This is a genomic window from Sphingobium sp. B11D3A, from assembly GCF_025961695.1.
Taxonomy (GTDB): domain Bacteria; phylum Pseudomonadota; class Alphaproteobacteria; order Sphingomonadales; family Sphingomonadaceae; genus Sphingobium.
The window spans coordinates 3,128,096-3,143,396 of the sequence record NZ_JAOQOE010000001.1; the positions used below are offsets into that span (position 1 = coordinate 3,128,096).

14 protein-coding genes are annotated in these 15,301 nt (G+C 66.6%); 5 read left to right on the plus strand and 9 right to left on the minus strand.

Going from position 1 to position 15,301, the window contains the following annotated elements:
• Nucleotides 1-58: 58 nt before the first annotated feature.
• The 3 genes from M2332_RS14620 to M2332_RS14630 are packed head-to-tail and all read right to left on the minus strand — an operon-like array spanning nucleotide 59 to nucleotide 1,567.
• Nucleotides 59-484, minus strand: a complete 426-nt coding sequence (locus tag M2332_RS14620; RefSeq protein WP_264569638.1) for a 23S rRNA (pseudouridine(1915)-N(3))-methyltransferase RlmH — start codon at nucleotides 482-484, stop codon at nucleotides 59-61.
• A gap of 28 nt (nucleotides 485-512) precedes the next feature.
• Nucleotides 513-914 (minus strand): ribosome silencing factor, encoded by a 402-nt coding sequence (gene rsfS, locus M2332_RS14625; RefSeq protein ID WP_181561330.1) that lies wholly within the window; start codon nucleotides 912-914, stop codon nucleotides 513-515.
• Nucleotides 915-934: 20 nt separating this feature from the next.
• Nucleotides 935-1,567: a nicotinate-nucleotide adenylyltransferase gene (locus M2332_RS14630; RefSeq protein ID WP_264574978.1), complete on the minus strand. Its 633-nt coding sequence runs from the start codon at nucleotides 1,565-1,567 to the stop codon at nucleotides 935-937.
• A 239-nt stretch (nucleotides 1,568-1,806) separates the two neighbouring features.
• Here M2332_RS14630 and M2332_RS14635 point away from each other — a divergent pair, with 239 nt between their 5' ends.
• From M2332_RS14635 to M2332_RS14655, 5 genes are all read left to right on the plus strand, one after another.
• A complete protein-coding gene (locus M2332_RS14635; RefSeq protein WP_264574619.1) occupies nucleotides 1,807-3,204 on the plus strand; it encodes a glycosyl transferase family protein in 1,398 nt (465 codons plus the stop codon).
• Nucleotides 3,201-4,292, plus strand: a complete 1,092-nt coding sequence (locus M2332_RS14640) for a hypothetical protein (protein WP_264574620.1) — start codon at nucleotides 3,201-3,203, stop codon at nucleotides 4,290-4,292. Before M2332_RS14635 ends, M2332_RS14640 begins: the two co-directional genes overlap by 4 nt.
• A 55-nt stretch (nucleotides 4,293-4,347) precedes the next feature.
• Nucleotides 4,348-5,262: a sulfite exporter TauE/SafE family protein gene (locus tag M2332_RS14645; RefSeq protein ID WP_181558917.1), complete on the plus strand. Its 915-nt coding sequence runs from the start codon at nucleotides 4,348-4,350 to the stop codon at nucleotides 5,260-5,262.
• A complete protein-coding gene (locus tag M2332_RS14650) occupies nucleotides 5,259-6,044 on the plus strand; it encodes a TIGR02186 family protein (RefSeq protein ID WP_413715965.1) in 786 nt (261 codons plus the stop codon). The genes M2332_RS14645 and M2332_RS14650 overlap by 4 nt, the downstream gene beginning before the upstream one ends.
• 239 nt (nucleotides 6,045-6,283) lie before the next feature.
• Entirely contained in the window at nucleotides 6,284-7,810 is a 1,527-nt protein-coding gene (locus M2332_RS14655) for an ATP-binding protein (RefSeq protein WP_264574980.1), read from the plus strand.
• Between the two features lie 120 nt (nucleotides 7,811-7,930).
• Here the strand turns inward: M2332_RS14655 and M2332_RS14660 are convergent, their stop codons facing one another.
• From M2332_RS14660 to M2332_RS14685, 6 genes are all read right to left on the minus strand, one after another.
• Nucleotides 7,931-8,335: a metallopeptidase family protein gene (locus M2332_RS14660; RefSeq protein WP_413715966.1), complete on the minus strand. Its 405-nt coding sequence runs from the start codon at nucleotides 8,333-8,335 to the stop codon at nucleotides 7,931-7,933.
• The gene (htpX, locus tag M2332_RS14665) at nucleotides 8,328-9,206 is read right to left on the minus strand and encodes a zinc metalloprotease HtpX (protein WP_413715987.1); all 879 of its coding nucleotides are present in this window, start codon (nucleotides 9,204-9,206) and stop codon (nucleotides 8,328-8,330) included. The genes M2332_RS14660 and htpX overlap by 8 nt, the downstream gene beginning before the upstream one ends.
• A gap of 106 nt (nucleotides 9,207-9,312) precedes the next feature.
• On the minus strand, nucleotides 9,313-10,065 hold the full coding sequence (locus M2332_RS14670) for an SDR family oxidoreductase (protein WP_264574622.1): 753 nt from the start codon (nucleotides 10,063-10,065) through the stop codon (nucleotides 9,313-9,315).
• A gap of 10 nt (nucleotides 10,066-10,075) precedes the next feature.
• Nucleotides 10,076-11,578: an MATE family efflux transporter gene (locus M2332_RS14675; protein ID WP_264574623.1), complete on the minus strand. Its 1,503-nt coding sequence runs from the start codon at nucleotides 11,576-11,578 to the stop codon at nucleotides 10,076-10,078.
• 18 nt (nucleotides 11,579-11,596) lie between these two features.
• Complete coding sequence (locus M2332_RS14680; protein WP_264574624.1) at nucleotides 11,597-14,413, minus strand: valine--tRNA ligase; 2,817 nt, start codon at nucleotides 14,411-14,413, stop codon at nucleotides 11,597-11,599.
• A 305-nt stretch (nucleotides 14,414-14,718) separates the two neighbouring features.
• Nucleotides 14,719-15,300 (minus strand): DUF2497 domain-containing protein, encoded by a 582-nt coding sequence (locus tag M2332_RS14685; RefSeq protein ID WP_264574625.1) that lies wholly within the window; start codon nucleotides 15,298-15,300, stop codon nucleotides 14,719-14,721.
• Between the last annotated feature and the right edge of the window lies 1 nt (nucleotide 15,301).

A 15,301-nucleotide genomic window follows, 5' to 3' on the forward strand; every position in this document is an offset into this window, starting at 1 on the left:
GGGACGGTCGCAGTGCCAGTGGCCGGGGCAGTCGTGTCCAGCTCGCCGCCACCACGCCTCATCCCTCCCGGTGATAGGGGTGGTTGGCGAGGATGCTGGTGGCGCGCCAGAGCTGTTCGGCCAGCATCGCCCGCGCCATCATGTGCGGCCAGGTCATTGCCCCGAAGGCGATCAGAAGGTCAGCGCTGGCCCGGTCTGCGGTCTCAAACCCGTCCGCCGCGCCGATCATGAAGCGGCATTCGCGCACGCCGTCGTCCCGCCAGCGGCCGATTTGCTCTGCAAAGGCCATCGACGTCAGCTGCTTGCCGGTTTCATCGAGCATCACCATGACCGACTGCGCGGGCAGCGGTGGCGGCGCCTTGCCGCCGCGATCCGGAAGTTCGGTAACCTTGGTGGGCAGCGTCACACGCTTGAGATAGCGCTCGACCAGATCGGCCTCTGGCGAGCGGCCGATGCGTCCCCGCGCGACGATGTGCAGCAGCATTCGGCCCCCGGGGTACGCTTGAAGGAGATCAGGCCTCGCCGGCGGCCAGCGGTGCGTCCGAGAAGCCCCACATGCGCTCGAGATTGTAGAAGCTGCGGACCTCCGGGCGGAAGACATGGACGACCACGTCGCCCGCGTCGATCAGCACCCAGTCGGCGACGGGCAGGCCTTCGATGCGGACATTGCGGCCCATCGTCTGCTTGATCCGCTCGGCCAGCTTCTGGGCAATGGCTGCCACCTGCCGGGACGAACGACCCGACGCGATCACGATGTGATCGGCAATGCTGCTCTTGCCGGCAAGCGGAATGCTCACGACTTCCTGCGCCTGATCATCGTCCAGCGATTCCAGCACGATCGCCAGGAGGCGATCCGAGGATGCATCGATGCCGGGTTGGGACAGTCCTCCAGCGGGGGCAGGACGGGCGGGCATGGGTAACGGGTCGGGCAATGTCACTCCTGTGGGATGCGGCGACCGGTCACGCCGTCGATCGGCGCAACATCAGCAAAGCTACGGTGCCAAAGAGGCGCCTTCTGCCGAAGCAGCGTGGCTGATCTGGGATCGGGGCGAAAGCGCAAAAGCACGAGCGCCGGCAGTCTCCATGTCGTCCAGCTTTTGCTCTGACTGGCGGGTCGGACGAAACGCCGCAACCAGGCCATGGCCGGTGAGCCTACAGCCGCCCGACTATAGCCGGGTCGGGCGATAACAGCAATGGCCGTTGTTCGCGCAATATCGCGCCAGCCTTTCCACTGGTGGAACTGGGCCAGATTGTCCTCGCCCATCAGCCAAATGAACCGGCGATGCGGGTAGCGGCGCGTCAGCCGGCGCAGCGTGTCGAGCGTGTAGCGGGTGTGCATCTCCCGCTCGATGGCGGTGACGCGGATGGGCGCGCGGCGGGCGGCCGCTTTGCCGCTGGCGACGCGCGCGTTCAGCGGTGCCATGCCGGCGCGCGGCTTGAGCGGATTGCCCGGCGAGACCAGCCACCAGACCTCATCCAGCCCCAGCGCGCCTTGCGCGAACAAGGAGATGGCGCGATGGCCCCCATGGGCGGGGTTGAACGATCCGCCGAGCAAGCCGACCGGCATGCGCTTGCCCCGCGTCACGCGGCCTGGCTCCCGCAAATCTGGGGCTGGTCGGGTGCGGGCGCGCAACAGCTCATGGCCTGTCGCTAGAGGCCGGGTGCGATCAGGTCAAACCGGCAATGGTCAGGATGCACCTCGGAAACGTTAACGCCGCGAAAAGCATCATTGCTCCAGGTTCCTCATTATGCTCAATAAATCGCTCGGCAGCGCAGGGGGAACGCGGTGTCGACTCGGGGGGGAAGATGGGTGGGACACTCGCTTTGAGCGAGCTGCTGTGCAGCGAGCTTCTCTTGTTTGCCGCTTTGGGGCTTATCATCGGTGGGCTGGATGATCTGGCCATCGACCTCATCTATCTGGCGCGGCGCGGCTGGCGGTCACTGACCGTCTACAGCCGGGTGGCGCGGATGACGTCACGCGATTTGCCGCCGGCTGGCTCTGCCGGGCCGATCGCGGTGTTCATTCCCGCGTGGGACGAGTCGGACGTGATCCGTCCCATGCTCACCGGCTGCCTCGACAAATGGGCCGGCGAGGATGTGCAGATTTTCGTCGGCGCCTATCCCAATGATCCGGCGACCTTGTGGGCAGTCTGCACGCTGATCACCGAGCGGGGCGGCGGGCGCGTGACCTTGGTGGTCAATGATCGGCCCGGTCCGACCACCAAGGCGGATTGCCTGAACCAGCTGTGGGTCGCCATGCAGCGCTGGGAAGCCGAGCAGGGGCGTCGGGTGCTCACCGTCGTGCTGCACGATGCCGAGGATGTCGTGCATCCCGATGCGCTGCGGGTGATCGGCTATCTCGCGCCACGCTTCGCGCTCGTCCAGCTCCCGGTCCTGCCGCTCAAATCGGCGCGCTCGCAATGGGTTGCGGGGCATTATCTCGATGAGTTCGCGGTCGCGCACGGCGCCTCGCTGACCGTGCGGGAAGCGCTGGGTGCAGCCATGCCATCGGCCGGCGTCGGCTGCGGCTTCAGCCGCGAGGCGCTCGCCGCCGTGGCGGTGGAGCGGGGCGGGCGCCCATTCGACGAAGCCAGTCTCACCGAGGATTATGAGCTCGGCCTGCGCATCGGCGATGCCGGCGGGCGCGGCATCTTGGTGCGGATGCGCGACGCCAGGGGCGAGCTCATCGCCACGCGCGAATATTTCCCGGATAGCTGGGGCGCCGCCGTTCGGCAAAAGGCGCGCTGGACGGTGGGTATCGCCTTGGCCGGCTGGGATCGGCTCGGCTGGTCCGGCCCCTGGCGCGAGCGCTGGATGCGTCTGCGCGATCGACGCGCGGCGCTGGCAGCGATCGTCCTGGTCGCGGCTTATGCCGGGCTGGGGTTGGCCCTGTTCATCCACATCACGCGCAGCCTGATGGGCTTGCCGCCGATGACCTGGCCCGAGCCCTTGCCCTGGCTGATGCGCGCGACAGCCGTGCTGCTCGCCTGGCGGCTTATCATGCGCATGATATTCGTCTGGCGAGCCTATGGCTGGGGGCAAGCGCTCCTCTCCGTGCCGCGCACGATCACTGGCAATATCGTTGCCATTCTTGCCGCAGGGCGCGCCATTTCGATCTATGTGCGGCATCTGCGCGGGCGGGCGCTGGTGTGGGACAAGACGCGCCATCGCTTCCCTGACGCGGCCACGGGAGCCTCGGCATGAGCGCCGGTGGCGGGCGGCCGCTGCGGTTCCTGGGCGCGGTCCTGGGCTGCTGGGTCTGCGTGCGCGGCGTGATGCTGGGCTGGCCCGTGATGGCGGGAGGCGAGCGCGGGGCGACGGACGTTGCGGCCTTGCCTGCGGCGGAGGCGCCGAGTGGCGGGGTGCGGGCTGACGATAGCGACGGGCAGCGCAGCGCGGGATTGTCGGGCGATACCCTCGCTGTCGCCGGCCGACCGGCAGGCAGTGCGGCGCGGCCTCACCATGCCGTGCCCTCATACCGGACGCCCGTCGCGCTTTGGGCGCAGGCCCCTCAAACGGACATGCCACAGCCAAGGTCGGATGCTCCGCGCAATGCGCCGGCTTCGGCAGCGGCGCTTTCGCAAGGGACCGTGTTCGGCGAGCCGTCGATGAGCACGCTGCGGGAAGCGCGCAAGAGCGGCCGCTTTTCCGGCCAGGCATGGCTATTCTGGCGCCCCGATGCCGGCGGCTCGCGCGCCTTTGCGCCGCTGCTCGGCGGATCGCAAATGGGCGTCCGGCTCGATTATCGCGTCAGCAGCAGCGAGATGGGCGTGTTCAGCCTCTACGGACGGGCCAGCCGCGCAATTGAACGGCCATTCGCGGAGGAAGGGGCCTTCGGCCTCGCCTGGCGCCCGGCCGGGCTGCCCGCTGCCTTGCCAGTCTCGCTGATGGTGGAGCGCCGCCAGCGTCTCGGGACAGGCGGTCGCAACGGGTTCGCCCTGCTGGCGGCCGGCGGCCTCAACACCACCGAGATCCTGCCGCGCGTCGAGGCGGACGGCTATGCGCAGGCCGGATTTGTCGGCTTGCCCGGCAGCGATGGCTTTGCGGACGGCAAGGCCGCCCTCTCTTACCGGCTGTTTCCGCCCGGACGGGGGCTCGCGCTGGCGGTCGGCGGCGCGCTCTCCGGCAGCGTCCAGCCCGGTGCGCGGCGTCTGGACATCGGGCCGCAACTCCGCGCTCGGCTGCCATGGGCCCGGCCGGGGCTGAGCCTCTCGGCGGAATGGCGCTTCCGCATCGCCGGCAATGCGCGCCCGGCAAGCGGCCCTGCGATCACCCTCGCGACGGATTTTTGAGCATCGGGCGGCAAGCCCCTTTTTGATCGGGCGCTTTGCGACTACCGAGGGCGACATGGACATCTATCTGCCGATCGCCAACCTGTCGGTGAACGCCCTGGTCATCATCGGCCTGGGCGGCCTTGTCGGCCTGCTCTCGGGCATGTTCGGCGTGGGCGGCGGATTTCTCACCACGCCCTTGCTGATCTTCTACGGCATTCCGCCGACCGTTTCCGCCGCATCCTCGGCCACGCAGGTGATGGGCGCGAGCGTCTCCAGCGTGTTCAGCCATCTCGGCCGCAAGACGGTCGATCTCAAGATGAGCGCCGTGCTCGTCGTTGGCGGTGCCATCGGCGCGGCGCTGGGCGCGGTGATCTATCGCGTGCTGGAGCGCATGGGCCAGATCGATACGACCATCGCCGTGCTCTACGTGCTGATGCTCGGCTCGATCGGCATGCTGATGGCGCGGGAATCGATCCACGCGCTGGTGATGGCGCGGCGCGGGCAGCGGCAAGCTGCGCGCAAGCGGCGGCACCACCCGCTGGTGGCCGCACTGCCGCTGCGCTGGCGCTTCTATGCCTCGGGCCTTTACATTTCGCCGCTGGCGCCGCTGCTGCTTGGCATCTTCTCCGGCATCATGACCATGTTGATGGGCGTGGGCGGCGGATTCATCCTCGTCCCTGCCATGCTCTACATTCTCGGCATGTCGACGCAGATCGTCATCGGCACGTCGCTGTTCCAGATCCTGTTCGTGACGATGTTCACGACGATGGTCCACGCCACCACCACCCATGCGGTGGACCTCGTCCTCGCTTTCCTGTTGCTCATCGGCAGCGTAACCGGCGCGCAGATCGGCAGCCGCATCTCGATGCGGGCTCGGCCGGAATATCTGCGCGTCGCGCTGGCCTTCATCGCTTTGGTCATCGCCATCCGCATGGCGCTGGGCCTCGGCTGGCGGCCGGACGAGATTTACTCGGTGGTCGTCCAGTGATCGCCCGCATCGCCCCGTGGCTGGCGGCGGTGGCGCTGCTCGCCCCCGCCCCGGCGAGCGCGCAGCGTGCTGCGCCGCAACTGGTGCCGGACGTCTCGCAACGCACGGTCGAGATCCAATTCAGCTTCACCGGCGCGGAACTGCTGCTGTTCGGCGCGATCCTCTATCCCGGCGGGCGCGTACCGGAGGAGCCGGTCGACATCATCGTTGTGCTCAAGGGACCAAGCCAGGCGATCACCGTGCGCGAGAAGCGCAAGCTCGCCGGCATGTGGGTAAATGCCGACAGCATCGCCTTCCGCTCGGCGCCGAGCTTCTACGCCGTGGCGTCCTCGCGCCCCATCGACCAGATCGTCGATGAACGCACCGCCGCGATCTACGAGCTGGGGCTGAGCAAGCTCCAGCTTTCGCCCGCGTCCTTCAGCGATACCGAGGAGATCGGCCGGTTCGCCAGCGGCCTCAATGATCTGCGCGCGCGCAGCGGGCTGTATCTGGAGGCGCCCAAGGCCGTCGAGATCACCGATGGCGTGCTGTACCGCGCGCGCCTGCCGCTCTCCGCACGGGTGGTCACCGGCACCTACACCGCCGAGACGTTTCTAGTGCAGAATGGCCGCGTGCTCGCCGCCGCAGTGCGCGAGATCGAGGTGCACAAGACCGGCTTTGAGCGCGACATCGGCGTCTTCGCGCAGGAACATGGCGTGGCTTATGGCCTTGTCGCCGTCTTCTCGGCGCTCGCCATGGGCATGTTCGCCGGCTTCGTCGCAGGTCGCGTGAAGATGCGCTGAGCCCAAGCCGCGCCCACGGCGCAGGCATTTGTTTACGCATATTCGATACGCCCTGCATCCTGGCCACAGGTGGGAGCGACGCGGTGAACTATTTTTCTGGCAGGGATCTGGATGGCCAGCCGGTGCCGGTCGATGCCGTGGCGCCGGCCGGCGTGCGGCCGCATTTCTCGGATATCGAGATCGGCGTCGTCTCCGCGATATCCGGCGGCTCGGCCAAAATCCTGCTCGACATTGCCGCCATGGAACAGCTGGCGGGGGAGAGCGACCCCAGCATCGCCATGGGCGGGCAGGTCGGCAGCCAGCTCAAGATGCGGGTCGGCGCCTGCTGGATCGTCGCAACCGTGCGCACGCTGGCGCTCGATTCCCGCTCCGCGACGCACATCCTCGCGGATATCGACTTTGTGGGGGAGGGCGATCAAGAGCAGCTGACCGGGCGCATCTTCCGTTTCCGCCGTGGCGTCACCCGCTTCCCGGTGCCCGGGACGCCCATCTATCCCGTCTCCAGCCCGGATATGCTGGAGATCTATTCCGCCCATGATCAGGCGCGCATCGAGATCGGCACGGTGTACCCCACCGCCAATACCCGCGCCTCGTTGCTGGTCGATGCGCTGCTCGGCAAGCATTTCGCGCTGCTCGGCTCCACCGGCACGGGCAAGTCCACCTCCGCCGCGCTCATCCTGCACCGCATCTGCGACATGGCGCCGCAGGGCCATATCGTGATGATCGATCCGCACGGCGAATATGGCGCCGCCTTTGCCGGCAATGGTGCGGTGTACGATACCAGCAATCTCGAGCTGCCCTACTGGCTGATGAACTTCGAGGAGCATTGCGAAGTGCTCGTCACCTCAAAGGGCCCTGAGCGCGCGCAGGATTGCGACATTCTCGCCAAGTGCCTGCTCGCCGCGCGCGGCCGCAGCCGGTTGGCGGAGGGCATCGGGCGCCTGACGGTCGATTCGCCCGTGCCCTATCTGCTCTCCGATCTCGCGGCGATCCTCGCCAATGAGATGGGCAAGCTCGACAAGAGCACCAATTCGCTGCCCTATCTGCGTCTGCGCACCCGGCTGGACGAGATCAAGGCGGACCCGCGCTTCAGCTTCATGTTCTCAGGCATGCTGGTGGCGGATTCCATGCAGAATTTCCTCGCCAAGCTGTTCCGTCTGCCGGCGATGGGCAAGCCGATCTCGATTGTCGATACCTCGGCCATGCCGTCCGAGATCACCCATGTCGTCGTCTCGGTGCTGGCGCGGCTGATCTTCGATTTCGCCATCTGGGCGCGCGACGAGGAGCAGAAGCCGATCCTGCTCGTCTGCGAGGAAGCGCATCGCTACATCCCCTCCAGCAACATCGAGGCCGGGCAGAGCGTCCGCAAGATCCTCGAACGGATCGCCAAGGAAGGGCGCAAATATGGCGTGTCGCTGGGGCTGATCACACAGCGACCGTCCGATCTTGCCGAGGGCGTGCTCTCGCAATGCGGCACGCTGATCGCCATGCGCCTCAACAACGAGCGCGATCAGCAATTCGTAAAGGCAGCGATGCCGGAGGGCTCGCGCGGCTTTCTCGATTCGATCCCGGCCCTTCGCAACCGCGAGTGCATCGTCTGCGGCGAGGGCGTCACCGTGCCGATCCGCGTCGCCTTCGATGATCTCGAAGCCGCCCGCCGTCCCGCTTCGGCGGACCCGGTCTTCTCCGACCTGTGGCGCCAGACCGGCGGCGAGGAAGAAATCCTCGAACGGACGATCAACCGCTGGCGCAATCAGGGCCGCTGAGCGGGCGGCTGCTAACCCCAAAGCAAACCAGTGCTCCTGCGAAGGCAGGAGCCCAGGGCGGCGATGGCCGTCCGTTGGGCCCTGGGTTCCTGCCTTCGCAGGAACACAAAAGGGGGTGTCTTAGCTCCCCAACCCCTCCTCAATCGCGTGCATATCCTCGTCGGAAAAGCCGAAATGGTGGCCCACCTCATGGACGATGACATGGGCGATCAGCGCATCCAGCGCGACGCCGCTATCCACCCATTCCTCCAGCAGCGGGCGGCGGTAGAGGCGGATGATCGGCGGCAGATCGCCGGATGACCAGATGCTCTGCTCGGTCAGGGCATGGCCCTGATAAAGCCCGGTCAGCTCCCAGGGGTCTTCGATGCCCAGCTCATCGAGCACCTCCTGCTCGGCGAACTCCTCGATCTGGATCGCAATGCCATCGAGATGCTGCCGGAACAGCGCCGGCATTGCCGCAATGGCCTGACGTGCCAGGCGCTCCAGCACGGCGGCGTCCGGCGCATGGCGCAGGGGTTCAGTCACGCGCGAGCGGGTCCAGCGCCGAGCGCCCGCGACGGACGGCTGCCGGGCGCGGACTGCTGCCCGGCCCCATGGCCTGCAGCGCGGCGATGCGCTTCTCGGTCTTGGGGTGGGTCGAGAACAGCTCCGAGACGCTGGTCGGCACGATGTAGAGCTGCGCGGCCGCAGGGTTCTGCGCCACCGCCTGTGTCGGGCGGCGCTGCGCAGCGCCGGCGATCTTGGCGAGGGCAGACGCCAGCGCATGGGGGTTGCCGCTGATCTCCGCACCGGCCTTGTCCGCGCCATATTCGCGCGTGCGGCTGATCGCCATCTGCACGATCATCGCCGCAAAGGGCGCGACCAGCACGGCGAGGATCGCCGCGAGCGGATTGCCGCCATTGCCATTGCCGCCCCGGAAGAACAGCGCGAAATTGGCGATCATCGAAATGGCGCCGGCAATGGTCGCGACCATGGTCATGACGAGCGTGTCGCGGTTACGGACGTGGCCGAGCTCATGGGCCATCACCGCCGCGACTTCATCGCGGTCCAGCATGTGCAGCAGGCCGGTGGTGGCGGCAACGGCGGCATTCTGCGGGTTGCGGCCGGTCGCGAAGGCATTGGGGCTGGCGTCTTCCACGATGTAAACGCGGGGCATGGGCAAGCCGGCATTGCGGGCGAGATCGCGCACCATGCCGTAGAAATCCGGCGCGGAGGCCATGTCGACCTCGCGCGCATTGTGCATCCGCAGGACGATCTTGTCGGCATTCCAGTATGTGAACAGGTTCATGCCCGCCGCGACCAGCAGCGCGATCATCGCGCCGCCCGCGCCGCCAAACATATACCCCAGAGCCATGAACAGCGCGGTGAGCGCTGCCAGCAGCATGGCCGTCTTCATCATATTCAACGTCTTCAACTCCCTGAGGACAAACCCGGAAAAGACCTTGCCAATATGTAGGTGGACCGGTGTTTGCCCGCAATGGGAGCCGAGGTGGATTTGGCGCTCAGCCGTGCTGGAGATCGCAGTCGATCGGCAGCGCCGCGCCGGAAATGGAGCGCCCGGCCGGTGTCGTGAGGAACAGCGCCAGATCGGCGACATGTTCGGGCGGCACGATGCGCTTGAGCGATTGCGAGGCAAGGCCGAGCGCGGTTTCCTCCGCCACGCTGCGCCCGCTCACGGTCGCGCGACCCGCAATCACCCGGTCGAACCGCTCGCCGCCGACCGCGCCGGGCAGGATCGCGTTGGCGGTCACGTCGAACGGTCCGAGCTCCATCGCGAGTGTCTTGGTGAAGCCGATGAGGCCCCATTTGCTCGTCGCATAGGCAATGCGGTTGGGATAGCCATAGCGCCCGGCGGCGGACGACAGGGTGATGATCGTCCCGGCGCTGGCCTTGAGCAACGGGATCGCCCGCTGGGTGGCCTCGAACGTGCCGGTGAGGTTGATGTCCATCACCGCGCGCCAGTGAGCGCTGGGCAACTCGTCCGCTGGTGCGGTCGGTCCGCCGATGCCGACATTGTTCACCAGCACGTCCAGCCCGCCCAGATGTGCGGAGACGAATTCAAACAGAGCGTCGATCTCGGCGACCTGTGACACATCGCACCGCGCGCCGGCCATGCCGGGGTGCGCGGCAAGGGCCTTGTCGATGGCGTCCCGGTCCACATCGCCGATCAGCACGCGATGCCCCTCGGCATGGAAGCGCCGGGCGATGGCGAGGCCGATGCCGCCTGCGCCGCCGGTGACCAGAACGCGCATCATATCCTTGCCCTCACCCTGCGCTATGAACCGGCGCGCTGCCGGGCATCCCCAGGGTCGCCTCCCGCCAACGCGCCCAGCGATAATAGGCCCAGCCAAGCATCAAGGAGACGGCCGCGGAGGCGTTGAAGCTCCACCACAGCCCATCCGCGCCCAGATAGGGATAGCTGGCAAAGTAGAAGCCGATCCGCACCAGAAACAGCGAGAAGGTGAGGATGAACAGCGGCGCCAGCACCACGCCATTGGCGCGCATCGTGCCGAACATGACCGTGGTCACGCTGAACAGCAGGAAGCTCCAGTTGACGATGTTCATCATGTGGCGGCCGATCTCGATGGCGTCGCCGCCGCCTTCGAGGAACAGGGCGAGGATGGGCCGCGTGAACAGCATGACGAGCATGATGAGGCTGCCGGTCATCGCCAGATTGACGCCGACGGCAACCAGCGTGGTGCGCTCCACCCGGTCCCACTTGCCCGCACCGATATTCTGGGCGGCAATGGCGGAAACCGCGCCACCGACCGCCATGGCCGGCATCTGGATGTAGTTCCACAATTGCTGGGCGGCGGCGAAGGCGGCCACGGTGGTGGTGCCCTCGCGGTTGACGAAGCCGATGACGACCAGCGTGGAGAGCGAGAAGATCACCATCTGCAGCCCCATCGGCACGCCGCGCCCGGCGACGATGCGCAGCAGCGCCCAATCGGGCTTGAGATAACCCCACTCAGCCCCGCGCAACCGCAGCGGCAGGTCGCGCCAATAGATATAGGCGACCATTGCCGACAGGCCGGCATAATTGGCGACGGCGGTGGCGAAGGCCGAGCCGGCGATCCCCATTTCCGGCGCCGGACCAAGGCCGAGGATGAACACCGGGTTGAGCAGGATATCCAGAAAGACCGTGAGGATCATGAACCACAAGGGCGTCATGGAATCGCCGCTGCCGCGCAGGCCCATCATCAGCATCACGAACATCATCGCGCCGGGCAGGCCGAGGAAGACGAAGTGCAGATAGGCGCGGGCGAGGCGGAAGACCTCCGGCGGCGTGGAGAGCAAGGCGAGGATGCGGTCCGACCAAAGGAAGCCGCCAATGGCGATGACGAACGCCATGCCGAGGCAGAAGCCGATCGCCGAGCCGAAAGCGTGGCGTGCGGCCCGCAGGTCGCCGCGCCCGAAGGCCTGCCCGACGACCACATTGGCCGCCATGCCGAAGCCGAAAATCAGCGAGAACATCAGGAACATGATGATGTTCGCATTGGCGGTGGCGGCGAGCGCCGCTTCGCCCAGGAAATGCGCAACCCAGATCGAGTTGATCGAGCCGTTGAGCGTGTGGAGGATGTTGGAAGCGAGCGTCGGCAGGGTGAAGAGCACCAGCGTGCCGAAAATCGGCCCGCTCGTCAGATCCCGCCCGCCACGGATGTGCCGCGGACCGGGCACGAGGCCACTATCCTCGACCAGCGCCTCCGTCTCGGGGTCTGCGGCTGGGCGCCGCTCCCCCGAATCGTCCCATGATGGAGTCTCGCTCATCGCTTCGTGCCCACGTCCTTATCCAAGACGCGTCAGAGCAGCCTCCAGACGCTGGAATTCCGCGACTTTCTCGGCATGGTCGGCACGCGCCTTATCGACCGCTTCGGGCTTGGCCTTCTCGACAAATGCCGGGTTGGCGAGGCGCCCCTCGAGCGACTTGGCCTCCTTCTGCGCGGCATGAAGGGACTTTGTCAACCGAGCGCGTTCGGCCTCGATGTCGATGACGCCTTCGAGCGGGAGGACGACGGTCGCTTCGTCCACGACCACCTGTGCCGCGCCGCCGGTCGCCTCACCGTCGAACTGCCAGGTCTCGATGCGCGCGAGGCGGGAGAGGGCAGGGGTGAGCCGTTCGACCCGGCCCCGCGTCTGCGGATTGGCCTCGTTCACGATGGCCGTGAGCTTGGCGCCCGGCGGCACGCCCAGTTCGGCGCGGGCGGTGCGAATTTCGCTCACCATGCGGATCAGCCAGTCGATCTCCGCGCTGGCCTGCGCATCCACCTGCGCGGCAGGCGCCGGCCATTGCGCCACGATCAGATCATAGGGCCGCGTGCCCTGCGCGTGCCACAGCTCCTCGGTGATGAACGGCATGAACGGGTGGAGCATGACGAGGATCTGGTCGATCACCCAGCCGGCGACGGCCTTGGTTTCCGCGTCGATATTGCCTTTGATCAGCTCCAGATACCAATCGCAGAACTGATCCCACACGAAATGGTAGATGGCATTGGCGGCGGCATCGAAACGCAGGTCGGCCAGCGCCTTGTCCAGCTCGGCGACGGTGCTGACGACTTCGCCGATGATCCACTTGTTCACTGCCAGCGTGGCGGCGGGCGCGGCAACGCTCTCGCTCGCACCGATGCCGTTCGACTGGGCGAAGCGCACCGCGTTCCACAGCTTGGTGGCGAAGTTGCGATAGCCCTCGACGCGCTTCTCATCCATCTTCACGTCGCGGCCCTGGCTCTCCATGGCCGCCATGAAGAAGCGCAGCGCGTCGGCGCCATATTGGTCGATGAGCCCGAGCGGATCGACCACATTGCCCTTGGACTTGGACATTTTCTGCCCATCCGCCGCGCGCACCAGACCATGGAGGTACAGCCGCTTCCACGGCACCTCCTTCATGAAATGAATGCCCTGCATCGCCATCCGCGCATCCCAGAAGAACAGGATGTCGAAGCCGGAGATGAGGAGGTCGTTGGGGTAGTGGCGCTCTACCAGTGACCGCGCGTCGCTCGCACCAAACCCACCGTTCGTGTCGAGCGAAGTCGAGACACCGCCAGCGCTGTCCTTCGGGTTCTCGACTTCGCTCGAACCGAACGGAGAGGGGGATGCGTCGTCCGGCCAACCCAGCGTCGCGAACGGCCACAGTGCGGAGGAGAACCACGTGTCGAGCACATCTTCATCGCGGGTAAGCTTGCGATTGCCCGCCTTGGTCTGCGCCTCTTCCTCGGTCTCGGCGACGAAGACATTGCCATCCTGGTCAAACCAAGCCGGAATCCGGTGCCCCCACCACAACTGCCGGCTCACACACCAGGGCTGGATGTTCTCCATCCAGTTAAAGTACGTCTTCTCCCAGCTCTTCGGGACGATCTCGATGGCGCCCGAGCGCACCGCCTCGATGGCGGGCTTGGCCAGCGTCGCGGCGTCGACATACCATTGGTCGGTGAGCCAAGGCTCGATGACCACGCCGGAGCGGTCGCCATAGGGCGTCTGGATCGTGCGCGGTTCGGCGTCGTGTTCGGTCTCGTTGCCCTCTTTGTCGCGGGTGACATGGGGGATGAGGAGGTCCAGCGCCTTCAGCTGCTCCACCACCAGCTTGCGCGCCTCGAAGCGCTCCAGCCCGATGAAGTCGGCGGGGACGAGGCCATCGGCCGTCTGGACGACATTCGCGTGTGCATCGAGCATGTTGAGCATCTGCGCGGCCGCAATCCCGGCGCGCTTGCCAACCTCGAAGTCGTTGAAATCATGGCCCGGCGTGATCTTCACCGCGCCCGAGCCCAGCTCAGGGTCGGCATGCTCGTCAGCCACGATGGGGATGCGGCGTCCGGTGATCGGCAGGATGACATGCTTGCCGATGACTGACTGGTAGCGCGCGTCCTGCGGGTTCACGGCCACGGCCATATCCGCCAGCATCGTCTCGGGGCGGGTGGTCGCCACCTCGATAAAGTCCTGGCCCTCAACGCCCGGCCCATCGAGGCGCACGCCATCGGCCAGCGGATATTTGAAGTGCCAGAATCCGCCCTTGACCTCGCGCGTCTCCACCTCAAGGTCGCTGATCGCGGTCTTGAGGCCCGGGTCCCAGTTCACCAGCCTTTTGTCGCGATAGAGCAGGCCCTGATTGTAGAGATCGACGAACACCTTTACCACGGCGCGAGTGAAATGCGGGTCCATGGTGAACTGCTCGCGGGACCAGTCCATCGAGCAGCCCAGCCGCCGGAGCTGGCCGGTGATCGTCCCGCCGCTCTCATGCTTCCAGTCCCACACCTTCTCGATGAAGCCCTCGCGGGTATAATCGGTCCGCTTCTCGCCCTTCGCGTTCATCTGCCGCTCGACGACCATCTGCGTGGCGATGCCGGCATGGTCCGTGCCGACCACCCACAGCGCATCCTTGCCGCGCAGCCGCTCGTAGCGGATCACGATGTCCTGCAGCGTGTTGTCGAGCGCATGGCCGATGTGCAGGCTGCCGGTGACGTTTGGCGGCGGATTGACGATGGTGAAGGGCTGCGCATCCGGGCGGGCCGGGCGAAACTGGCCGGTCTGCTCCCAATGCGGATACCATTTCGCCTCGATCGCGGCGGGATCGAAGGTCTTTGCAAGCTCGGTGATGGGCGTGTTCGTCATGGCTGGGGCCTTAATCAGTCTTGCCGCGCCGCGCCAGTGGGTGCGGCAGCGGGCGAGCAGGGGAGAGCTATGGAAGGGTGCAGCGCGACCTTTCCTTCATGGTTCTCCCGCGAAAGCGGGAGTCCAGGGCGGGGAAGGGCGGCGCCATGCGCCCTGGACTCCTGCCTGCGCAGGAGCACTGCTTGTTCCATCGGAAAGGGAATGCAGTCGTCCCGTGACGCTCAGACGCTTATCTGATGTCGTGCGCCGGAACTGTCGCTCTCAAATCTGCCGAACCGCTGCGATGGAGGGCCGCGGCCCGGCCATCATACTCGGCCGGTGATCCGGTCGATCTCGCGCTTCACCATGGTTTCGACCATGCCGGGCAGGTTCTCGTCCAGCCATTCCTTGAGCATGGGGCGCAGCATCTCGCGCACCAGGCCTTCAACCGTGTTGGGCTGGCTATCTTCCGGGCTGATCAGCAGGCGGGACAGATTGACCAGCGAATCGCGGGCGGCGCGGGCCTTCTCGTCCGACACGAGCGTGGAGGCCGTCGTGGAAACAGCGGGCGCGCCATCGGCGGACGCTGCAGCGGCGCGCGGCTTGGCGGTGGCTTTGCTTTTAGACTCGGCGCTCTTCGGTTCGCCTTTCTGCTCCACAGCGGCCGGGGCGGGCTTGGCGGGGGCGCTCATCATCGGCTCCTCATGCGAGTCGTCGCTCTCGGCCCCGTCGGCATTGTCACCGGGCAGCGCGTCCGTCAGCTCCAGAATCTGGTCATCCAGGCTGGCGCTCACGTTCGCCATGGCGGCCCGGCGCGGCACGCGCGGTGTCGCGGAAAGGCCGTCCTCCTCGGCGATGATCCGTTTGATGGAAGAGAGAATTTCCTCCATCGACGGCTCGTTCTGCATC

Coding starts and splice junctions, on each gene's coding strand:
- M2332_RS14655 (WP_264574980.1), top strand. CDS start 6,284: ATGGAACAGCTGGCGGGGGAGAGCGACCCCAGCATCGCCATGGGCGGG.
- rsfS (WP_181561330.1), bottom strand. CDS start 914: ATGCCCGCCCGTCCTGCCCCCGCTGGAGGACTGTCCCAACCCGGCATC.
- M2332_RS14680 (WP_264574624.1), bottom strand. CDS start 14,413: ATGACGAACACGCCCATCACCGAGCTTGCAAAGACCTTCGATCCCGCC.
- M2332_RS14645 (WP_181558917.1), top strand. CDS start 4,348: ATGGACATCTATCTGCCGATCGCCAACCTGTCGGTGAACGCCCTGGTC.
- M2332_RS14675 (WP_264574623.1), bottom strand. CDS start 11,578: ATGAGCGAGACTCCATCATGGGACGATTCGGGGGAGCGGCGCCCAGCC.
- M2332_RS14640 (WP_264574620.1), top strand. CDS start 3,201: ATGAGCGCCGGTGGCGGGCGGCCGCTGCGGTTCCTGGGCGCGGTCCTG.
- htpX (WP_413715987.1), bottom strand. CDS start 9,206: ATGAAGACGGCCATGCTGCTGGCAGCGCTCACCGCGCTGTTCATGGCT.
- M2332_RS14670 (WP_264574622.1), bottom strand. CDS start 10,065: ATGATGCGCGTTCTGGTCACCGGCGGCGCAGGCGGCATCGGCCTCGCC.
- M2332_RS14620 (WP_264569638.1), bottom strand. CDS start 484: ATGCTGCTGCACATCGTCGCGCGGGGACGCATCGGCCGCTCGCCAGAG.
- M2332_RS14630 (WP_264574978.1), bottom strand. CDS start 1,567: ATGCCGGTCGGCTTGCTCGGCGGATCGTTCAACCCCGCCCATGGGGGC.
- M2332_RS14635 (WP_264574619.1), top strand. CDS start 1,807: ATGGGTGGGACACTCGCTTTGAGCGAGCTGCTGTGCAGCGAGCTTCTC.
- M2332_RS14685 (WP_264574625.1), bottom strand. CDS start 15,300: ATGCAGAACGAGCCGTCGATGGAGGAAATTCTCTCTTCCATCAAACGG.